This window comes from Pseudomonas defluvii (genome assembly GCF_001695625.1).
Classification (GTDB): domain Bacteria; phylum Pseudomonadota; class Gammaproteobacteria; order Pseudomonadales; family Pseudomonadaceae; genus Aquipseudomonas; species Aquipseudomonas defluvii.
In genome coordinates, this window is the sequence record NZ_MBPN01000180.1 from 1 (window position 1) to 5,661 (window position 5,661).

6 protein-coding genes are annotated in these 5,661 nt (G+C 67.5%); all 6 read left to right on the forward strand.

Features of this window, described 5'->3' with window-relative positions; translation table 11 throughout:
• The coding region (locus EKA13_RS25645; protein WP_065761876.1) for a TIGR03750 family conjugal transfer protein at nt 1-362 on the forward strand (362 nt) is incomplete at its 5' end.
• Entirely contained in the window at nt 359-1,048 is a 690-nt protein-coding gene (locus EKA13_RS25650) for a PFL_4703 family integrating conjugative element protein (protein WP_065761877.1), read from the forward strand. The genes EKA13_RS25645 and EKA13_RS25650, both read left to right, overlap by 4 nt.
• A complete protein-coding gene (locus EKA13_RS25655) occupies nt 1,045-1,977 on the forward strand; it encodes a TIGR03749 family integrating conjugative element protein (protein ID WP_065761878.1) in 933 nt (310 codons plus the stop codon). The genes EKA13_RS25650 and EKA13_RS25655 overlap by 4 nt, the downstream gene beginning before the upstream one ends.
• Nucleotides 1,967-3,385, forward strand: a complete 1,419-nt coding sequence (locus EKA13_RS25660; RefSeq protein ID WP_065761879.1) for a TIGR03752 family integrating conjugative element protein — start codon at nt 1,967-1,969, stop codon at nt 3,383-3,385. Before EKA13_RS25655 ends, EKA13_RS25660 begins: the two co-directional genes overlap by 11 nt.
• Entirely contained in the window at nt 3,366-3,806 is a 441-nt protein-coding gene (locus tag EKA13_RS25665; protein ID WP_009459662.1) for a TIGR03751 family conjugal transfer lipoprotein, read from the forward strand. Before EKA13_RS25660 ends, EKA13_RS25665 begins: the two co-directional genes overlap by 20 nt.
• On the forward strand, nt 3,806-5,661 hold a 1,856-nt coding region (locus tag EKA13_RS25670), incomplete at its 3' end, for a conjugative transfer ATPase (protein WP_065761880.1). The genes EKA13_RS25665 and EKA13_RS25670, both read left to right, overlap by 1 nt.

Here is a 5,661-nt window from a genome sequence, read left to right on the forward strand (position 1 = left end):
TCACGTTCCTTCCGCACCGGCTCAATCGACATCCCGTTGTGGTGCGCGGTCTCACCGCCGACGAGTTGTGGATCTGCTGCGGCCTGTCCGGCGCCGCCGGTCTGCTGGTCGGCGCACCGCTGTCGTGGGTGTTCCGCACGATCGCGCTAGCACCCACGTTCGTCGTCCTGGGCGTGGCCTTCGGCGTGTTCATCGGCGGCGGCATTCTTCGCCGCCTCAAGCGCGGGCGTCCCGACACCTGGCTGTATCGGCAACTGCAATGGCGCATTGCCACACGCCATCCGCTGATGGCGGGCTGGGTAGGCGGCCATGTGCTGATCTCGCGCTCCGGCTTCTGGACCACCCGAAGGAGCGCACGATGAGCCGCTTCAAGAACGAGATCACCCACCTGCAGGCGCACATCAAGACGCTTCGCCTGGGTGCTGGCGCCCTGATCATCGTCGCCCTGGTCATGGGTGGCGGCTGGTGGAGCGCTCCCCGCGATCTGACCATCCACGTTCCGCCTGACCTGCGCTCCGGCAGTACCAGGAAGTGGTGGGAAGTGCCGCCCGAATCGGTCTATGCGTTCACGTTCTACGTGTTCCAGACGCTCAACCGCTGGCCGACGAATGGCGAAGAGGACTACGCGCGCAACCTCCACACGCTCTCGCCGTACCTCACCCCATCCTGCCAGGCCTTCCTGCGCGCGGACTACGACTACCGCCGCAGCACGGGCGAGTTGCGCCAGCGCGTGCGCGGCATCTACGAAATCCCCGGCCGCGGCTACGGCGACGACCCCACGGCCCGCGTGCGCGTGGTTTCCGACCGCGACTGGGTAGTGACGCTGGACATCACCGCCGACGAGTACTACGGCGCCGAGCAAGTCAAGCGCGCTCTGGTGCGCTATCCCGTGAAGGTCACGCGGGTGGACGTCGATCCCGCCCGCAACCCGTTCGGCCTGGTACTCGACTGCTACGAAGGGGCGCCGCAGCGCATCGGCGCCCCGGAGCCGACGCGCCCGGCGCCCGGTGGTTTGGCTCCGCAAGCGCCCCAAGGAGAAACCCCATGAAGCATCCTGTACTCACGCTGCTGGGGCTGCTGGTCGTAGTCGCAGCACCTGTCGCCCATGCGGTGGAGATCCTGCGCTGGGAACGTCTGCCGCTGGCCGTGCCGTTGCGTGTCGGCCAGGAGCGCATCGTGTTCATCGACAGGAACGTCCGCGTGGGCGTGCCTGCCGGCGTGGGCGAACGTCTGCGCGTGCAGAGCGCGGGCGGTGCGGTGTACCTGCGCGCCAGTGCGCCGATCGAACCAACACGGCTGCAACTGCAGGACGCCGACACGGGCGCATTGATCCTGCTGGACATCGCCGCCGAGCCGGCCAAGGACGGCGAAGCCGAGCTGGAGCCGGTGCGCATCGTCGAGGGCAACAGCACCCCGGCGCGCTATGGCGATCAGCCGGAGGGTGCCGACGCGCCCCCGGCGCACACCCAGAATCAGGCAGGCGCGCGGACGGCGCGGCGCGAAACCCCGGTCTCGGTCGCGCTGACGCGCTTCGCCGCGCAGAACCTCTATGCGCCGCTGCGTACGGTCGAGGCGCTGCCGGGTGTCATGCGGGTCAATCTGCGCCGCGACATGGACCTGACCACGCTGATGCCGACGCTGCCGGTGCGCGCGGTCGCGCTCGCGTCGTGGCGGCTGGAAGACCAGTGGGTCACCGCCGTGCGTCTCACCAACGGCAGCAGCGGCTGGATCACCCTCGACCCGCGTGTGCTGCAAGGCGATTTCCTCACGGCCAGCTTCCAGCACGAGGCGCTGGGTCCACGCGGAACGCCCGAGGACACCACCGTTCTGTACCTGGTGACGCGCGGGCGTGGCCTCGCGCAGTCGCTGCTGCCCGCTATCCACCGCTTCGACCCGGCTGCGCATCTGCCGCAGCCGCAAATCGAGACACGGGACAACGAGGCCGCGGATGGCAAGGAGACTCGCCATGCGCAGTAACGGACTCCTGAAGTGGCTGATGATCCCCGTGGCCCTGTTGGTGCTGTTCGTCGCCATCCGGCTGTTCTCCGGTGGGAGCACGTCGACACAGCCCGCAGCCGATGCCGGCGCCCAGCTCACGCCCGAGGAGATGAAGGCGCTGGGCATCGAGGGCGATACCCCCCGCGATACCGTGGCGACCCTGGTGGCGCAGGTGAAGCAATTGCGCACCGAGCTTCAGACCACGCTCTTGGACAACAAGTCTCAGCGCGAAGAGAACCAGCGCCTGCGCCAGCGCGAGAACGCCATCGACCAGCGCATCAATTCGGCGCTGGAGACCGAGCGCTCCAACCTGCGCCGCGACCAGCAGCAGGCAGCCAGCGAGCGCCAGCAGACCGAGGGACTGCTCGCCGACCTGCAGCGGCGCCTGGAAGGCATCGGCGGGCGCGGCGGCGGCCACGCCGATCTACCCGTGGGCCTGGGGCTGCGTAACGGCGACGAGGCAGGCATGGAAGGCGGCGTGCGCTGGGTCGAGCCGGACGACGCGAAGCCCACTGATGGGCGTAACGGCAGTCGTGGCACGGGTGGCGGCATGAGCTTTCCGACGAGCTTCGGCCCCGCGCAGAGCACGCTGGAAACCACGGCACAAACCGTGGCGAACGCGGGCGCACGCGCAGCAGGCGTCAAGAGCGCCAAGCCGGTCTATACGGTGCCGACCAACTCGACGCTGATGGGATCGGTGGCAATGACGGCGCTGATCGGCCGCGTGCCGATCGACGGTACGGTCAACGATCCGTATCCGTTCAAAGTCCTGGTCGGTCCCGACAACCTCACGGCAAACGGAATTGACATTCCCGACGTGGCGGGCGCCGTGTTCAGCGGCACCGCATCGGGAGATTGGACGCTCTCGTGCGTGCGCGGCCAGGTGCGCAGCATCACCTTCGTCTTCCACGACGGCACGATCCGCACCATCCCCGAAGACCGCGACGGCAACCAGCAGAACAACCAGCAGCGAGACGGCCTGGGCTGGATCAGCGACCCATACGGCATTCCCTGCGTCAGCGGGGAGCGGCGCAGCAACGCCCAGCAGTACCTCGGCTCGCAAGCCCTGATTACCGCCGCCGGTGCCGGCGTCGCTTCGCTGATCGACAGCGACAGCGGCCAGATGTCCTACGTCGGCGCCGACGGCTCCATCGGGAGCGTCGGCATCTCGGGCAATGAAGCCGTGGGCCGCATCCTGGCCGGTGGCGTGCGCGACATGGCCGACTGGGTGAACAAGCTATACGGCCAGGCCTTCGCCGCCGTCTATGTCCAGCCCGGCGCGAAGGTCGCCGTCCACCTCGAAAAGCCGCTTGCCATCGACTTCGATCCCGAAGGCCGCAAGGTCGATCACCGCGCAGGAGAAAGCCATGCTCTCGAACTTGAATAAGGGCCTGGCGCTGGCCCTCGCCGTCGCGGTGCTCGGCGGCTGTGCCACCAGCAAGGAAAAGCTGCTCCCGCACGGCGACAGCACGATGATGGACATCTGGCAGCAGAACGCCGGCGACGGCAGCGGTGGCGCCGGCCAGGTGGCGCGCAGGCAATTGCTCGATGCACGCCAGAGCCTGCGCCGGCCGCTGACCGAGGCCGACGTGGAGGCCGCGCCCGCCGAACAGATGCGCTACACGCGCACGGCGCGAAACGAGGTCTATCGCCAGTTCCACCGCCTCCCGAACCCCGATCTTGTCATGTATGTGTACCCGCACCTGGCGGGTACCGACCCCGTGCCTGTTCCGGGCTACACGACAGTCTTCCCCCTGTACCAGCGCGTGCAGTACGCCATGCCGGGCGAGCGCGTGGAGGACTACTGATGCGCTGGAAACTCCCTTGGCCGAAGCTGGCTGCATCCGATGGTGGCAATGACGAGCAGCCGGACGGCTGGCAGCGCCACGTCGAGGCGTTGCGCCAAGCCGGCATCGCCGAACCCGGAGCGACGATCCAGGGCCGCAAGCCGGCGACCGTGGCGGACGAGCAGGCGCTGTACGACGTCGCGCAGTCGTTCGCGGAGCTGCTGCCGTGGGTGGAGTTCCTGCCGCCGTCGAAGTCCATGCTGCTGGAGGACGGGCAATCGGTCGCAGCCTTCTACGAGCTGGTCCCGCTGGGCACCGAAGGTCGGGAGCCTGGCTGGCTCGCGCATGCCCGCGATGCGCTCGAAAACGCGCTCCAGGATTCGTTCGATGAGCTGGACGAGAACCCCTGGGTGCTCCAGCTCTACGCCCAGGACGAACCCAGCTTCGACCAGTACATGCAGACCCTGCGCAACTACGTGCAGCCGCGCGCTCGCGGCACAGCCTTCACCGAGTTCTATCTTCGCTTCTTCGGCCACCACCTGCGCGCGGTGGCCAAGCCCGGCGGCCTGTTCGAGGACACGGTGGTCACGCGGTTGCGCTGGCGCGGCCAGACGCGGCGCGTGCGCATGGTGGTCTATCGCCGGGCCACCGGCCAGGCGAACCGCCGTGGCCAGACACCCGAGCAAATGCTGAACATCGTCTGCGATCGCCTTTGCGGCGGCCTGGCGAACGCCGGCATCCAGGCCCGGCGCATGGTCGCGGCCGATGTTCACGACTGGTTGCTGCGGTGGTTCAACCCACGCCCAACGATGCTCGGGCCAAGCGCTGAGAATCGAGAGCGCTTCTATGCGCTGGCCCGCTATCCCGACGAGGTGGAGGAAGGCGAGATCGAGCTGGCGAGTGGTCGGGATTTCAGCCAACGGCTGTTCTTCGGTCAGCCTCGCTCCGATGCCGGGCACGGTACCTGGTACTTCGACGGCATGCCGCACCGTGTGCTGGTCACCGACCGACTACGCATGCCGCCCGGTACGGGACACCTGACTGGCGAAACCCGCAAGGGCGATGCGATCAACACGCTTTTCGATCAGATGCCCGAAGACACCACGATGTGTCTGACCATGGTGGCGACGCCCCAGGACATCCTCGAATCGCACCTGAATCACCTGGCGAAGAAGGCTGTCGGCGAAACACTGGCATCGGAGCAGACGCTCAAGGATGTGCAGGAGGCGCGCTCGCTCATCGGCAGCGCGCACAAGCTCTACCGCGGCACGCTGGCCTTCTATCTGCGCGGGCGCGACGAAGCCGAGCTTGACAGGCGCGGCCTGGACCTCGCCAACGTGATGCTCAACGCGGGGTTGCAGCCCGTGCGCGAGGACGATGAAGTTGCGCCGCTCAACAGCTACCTGCGCTGGCTACCGTGCTGCTACAACCCTGCGCAGGATCGGCGGAACTGGTTCACCCAACTGATGTTCGCCCAGCATGTGGCGAATCTCTCGCCGGCGTGGGGACGCAGCCAGGGTACGGGCCATCCGGGCAACACGTTCTTCAACCGCGGTGGCGGGCCGATCACGTTTGATCCGCTGAACCGCTTGGACAGGCAGATGAACGCCCATCTGTTCCTATTCGGCCCCACCGGCTCGGGCAAGAGCGCAACGCTCAACAACCTCTTGAATCAGGTCACGGCCATCTACCGGCCGCGGCTGTTCATCGTGGAAGCCGGCAACAGCTTCGGCTTGTTCAGCGACTTCGCCAAGCGCCTGGGTCTGACCGTAAACCGGGTCAAGCTGGCTCCTGGCTCAGGCATCAGCCTGGCGCCGTTCGCCGACGCTCGCCGGCTGATCGAAACGCCCAGCAACGTGCAGACGCTTGATGCCGA

Excerpts from the sequence above, each read along its gene's own strand:
- EKA13_RS25650 (WP_065761877.1), top strand. The coding sequence starts at position 359 with ATGAGCCGCTTCAAGAACGAGATCACCCACCTGCAGGCGCACATCAAG.
- EKA13_RS25655 (WP_065761878.1), top strand. The coding sequence starts at position 1,045 with ATGAAGCATCCTGTACTCACGCTGCTGGGGCTGCTGGTCGTAGTCGCA.
- EKA13_RS25660 (WP_065761879.1), top strand. The coding sequence starts at position 1,967 with ATGCGCAGTAACGGACTCCTGAAGTGGCTGATGATCCCCGTGGCCCTG.
- EKA13_RS25665 (WP_009459662.1), top strand. The coding sequence starts at position 3,366 with ATGCTCTCGAACTTGAATAAGGGCCTGGCGCTGGCCCTCGCCGTCGCG.